This is a genomic window from Aeromonas sp. 75A (assembly GCF_051919425.1).
GTDB classification, from domain to species: Bacteria; Pseudomonadota; Gammaproteobacteria; order Enterobacterales; family Aeromonadaceae; genus Aeromonas; species Aeromonas veronii.
On the sequence record NZ_JBQBES010000001.1, the window covers coordinates 1 to 2,624 of the forward strand.

Annotated in this window: 4 protein-coding genes and 1 pseudogene; 2 read left to right on the plus strand and 3 right to left on the minus strand. The window is 44.6% G+C overall.

Going from position 1 to position 2,624, the window contains the following annotated elements; all coding sequences use genetic code 11:
* Positions 1–272 precede the first annotated feature (272 nt).
* Both ACTG2T_RS00005 and bor read left to right on the plus strand, forming a co-directional pair.
* Positions 273–683, plus strand: coding sequence for a DUF1398 domain-containing protein (locus ACTG2T_RS00005; protein WP_012775990.1), 411 nt, complete (start codon positions 273–275; stop codon positions 681–683).
* Positions 684–972: 289 nt separating this feature from the next.
* A complete protein-coding gene (gene bor, locus ACTG2T_RS00010; protein WP_000738492.1) occupies positions 973–1,266 on the plus strand; it encodes a serum resistance lipoprotein Bor in 294 nt (97 codons plus the stop codon).
* A gap of 31 nt (positions 1,267–1,297) precedes the next feature.
* On the opposite strand, the gene rzpD is transcribed toward bor, so the two are convergent.
* The 3 genes and pseudogenes from rzpD to ACTG2T_RS00025 all read right to left on the minus strand — a co-directional run bounded on the left by rzpD (position 1,298) and on the right by ACTG2T_RS00025 (position 2,539).
* Positions 1,298–1,759: a prophage endopeptidase RzpD gene (rzpD, locus tag ACTG2T_RS00015; RefSeq protein WP_000092275.1), complete on the minus strand. Its 462-nt coding sequence runs from the start codon at positions 1,757–1,759 to the stop codon at positions 1,298–1,300.
* Positions 1,756–2,232 (minus strand): glycoside hydrolase family 24 protein, encoded by a 477-nt coding sequence (locus tag ACTG2T_RS00020; RefSeq protein WP_000229403.1) that lies wholly within the window; start codon positions 2,230–2,232, stop codon positions 1,756–1,758. Before ACTG2T_RS00020 ends, rzpD begins: the two co-directional genes overlap by 4 nt.
* A pseudogene (locus ACTG2T_RS00025) lies at positions 2,216–2,539 on the minus strand (phage holin, lambda family). The gene ACTG2T_RS00020 and the pseudogene ACTG2T_RS00025 overlap by 17 nt, the downstream one beginning before the upstream one ends.
* Positions 2,540–2,624: the final 85 nt, after the last annotated feature.

Consider the following 2,624-nt stretch of genomic DNA (forward strand, 5'->3'; position numbering starts at 1 on the left):
CTTCGTTCAGTTACGTATTGCTAAGGTTAAGTTCCTCGTGCAGTGTCAAGAGATCAGCACCTCACGTTGGCCTTACATACATCTGTCGGTTGTATTTCCCTCCAGAATGCCAGCAGGACCGCACTTTGTTACGCAACCAATACTATTAAGTGAAAACATTCCTAATATTTGACATAAATCATCAACAAAACACAAGGAGGTCAGACCAGATTGAAACGATAAAAACGATAATGCAAACTACGCGCCCTCGTATCACATGGAAGGTTTTACCAATGGCTCAGGTTGCCATTTTTAAAGAAATATTCGATCAAGTGCGAAAAGATTTAGACTGTGAATTGTTTTATTCTGAACTAAAACGTCACAACGTCTCACATTATATTTACTATCTAGCCACAGATAATATTCACATCGTGTTAGAAAACGATAACACCGTGTTAATAAAAGGACTTAAAAAGGTTGTAAATGTTAAATTCTCAAGAAACACGCATCTTATAGAAACGTCCTATGATAGGTTGAAATCAAGAGAAATCACATTTCAGCAATACAGGGAAAATCTTGCTAAAGCAGGAGTTTTCCGATGGGTTACAAATATCCATGAACATAAAAGATATTACTATACCTTTGATAATTCATTACTATTTACTGAGAGCATTCAGAACACTACACAAATCTTTCCACGCTAAATCATAACGTCCGGTTTCTTCCGTGTCAGCACCGGGGCGTTGGCATAATGCAATACGTGTACGCGCTAAACCCTGTGTGCATCGTTTTAATTATTCCCGGACACTCCCGCAGAGAAGTTCCCCGTCAGGGCTGTGGACATAGTTAATCCGGGAATACAATGACGATTCATCGCACCTGACATACATTAATAAATATTAACAATATGAAATTTCAACTCATTGTTTAGGGTTTGTTTAATTTTCTACACATACGATTCTGCGAACTTCAAAAAGCATCGGGAATAACACCATGAAAAAAATGCTACTCGCTACTGCGCTGGCCCTGCTTATTACAGGATGTGCTCAACAGACGTTTACTGTTCAAAACAAACCGGCAGCAGTAGCACCAAAGGAAACCATCACCCATCATTTCTTCGTTTCTGGAATTGGGCAGAAGAAAACTGTCGATGCAGCCAAAATTTGTGGCGGCGCAGAAAATGTTGTTAAAACAGAAACCCAGCAAACATTCGTAAATGGATTGCTCGGTTTTATTACTTTAGGCATTTATACTCCGCTGGAAGCGCGTGTGTATTGCTCACAATAATTGCATGAGTTGCCCATCGATATGGGCAACTCTATCTGCACTGCTCATTAATATACTTCTGGGTTCCTTCCAGTTGTTTTTGCATAGTGATCAGCCTCTCTCTGAGGGTGAAATAATCCCGTTCAGCGGTGTCTGCCAGTCGGGGGGAGGCTGCATTATCCACGCCGGAGGCGGTGGTGGCTTCACGCACTGACTGACAGACTGCTTTGATGTGCAACCGACGACGACCAGCGGCAACATCATCACGCAGAGCATCATTTTCAGCTTTAGCATCAGCTAACTCCTTCGTGTATTTTGCATCGAGCGCAGCAACATCACGCTGACGCATCTGCATGTCAGTAATTGCCGCGTTCGCCAGCTTCAGTTCTCTGGCATTTTTGTCGCGCTGGGCTTTGTAGGTAATGGCGTTATCACGGTAATGATTAACAGCCCATGACAGGCAGACGATGATGCAGATAACCAGAGCGGAGATAATCGCGGTGACTCTGCTCATACATCAATCTCTCTGACCGTTCCGCCCGCTTCTTTGAATTTTGCAATCAGGCTGTCAGCCTTATGCTCGAACTGACCATAACCAGCGCCCGGCAGTGAAGCCCAGATATTGCTGCAACGGTCGATTGCCTGACGGATATCACCACGATCAATCATAGGTAAAGCGCCACGCTCCTTAATCTGCTGCAATGCCACAGCGTCCTGACTTTTCGGAGAGAAGTCTTTCAGGCCAAGCTGCTTGCGGTAGGCATCCCACCAACGGGAAAGAAGCTGGTAGCGTCCGGCGCCTGTTGATTTGAGTTTTGGGTTTAGCGTGACAAGTTTGCGAGGGTGATCGGAGTAATCAGTAAATAGCTCTCCGCCTACAATGACGTCATAACCATGATTTCTGGTTTTCTGACGTCCGTTATCAGTTCCCTCCGACCACGCCAGCATATCGAGGAACGCCTTACGTTGATTATTGATTTCTACCATCTTCTACTCCGGCTTTTTTAGCAGCGAAGCGTTTGATAAGCGAACCAATCGAGTCAGTACCGATGTAGCCGATAAACACGCTCGTTATATAAGCGAGATTGCTACTTAGTCCGGCGAAGTCGAGAAGGTCACGAATGAACTAGGCGATAATGGCGCACATCGTTGCGTCGATTACTGTTTTTGTAAACGCACCGCCATTATATCTGCCGCGAAGGTACGCCATTGCAAACGCAAGGATTGCCCCGATGCCTTGTTCCTTTGCCGCGAGAATGGCGGCCAACAGGTCATGTTTTTCTGGCATCTTCATGTCTTACCCCCAATAAGGGGATTTGCTCTATTTAATTAGGAATAAGGTCGATTACTGATAGAACAAATCCAGGCTACTGTGTTTA

Excerpts from the sequence above, each read along its gene's own strand:
- ACTG2T_RS00005 (WP_012775990.1), top strand. The coding sequence starts at position 273 with ATGGCTCAGGTTGCCATTTTTAAAGAAATATTCGATCAAGTGCGAAAA.
- bor (WP_000738492.1), top strand. The coding sequence starts at position 973 with ATGAAAAAAATGCTACTCGCTACTGCGCTGGCCCTGCTTATTACAGGA.
- rzpD (WP_000092275.1), bottom strand. The coding sequence starts at position 1,759 with ATGAGCAGAGTCACCGCGATTATCTCCGCTCTGGTTATCTGCATCATC.
- ACTG2T_RS00020 (WP_000229403.1), bottom strand. The coding sequence starts at position 2,232 with ATGGTAGAAATCAATAATCAACGTAAGGCGTTCCTCGATATGCTGGCG.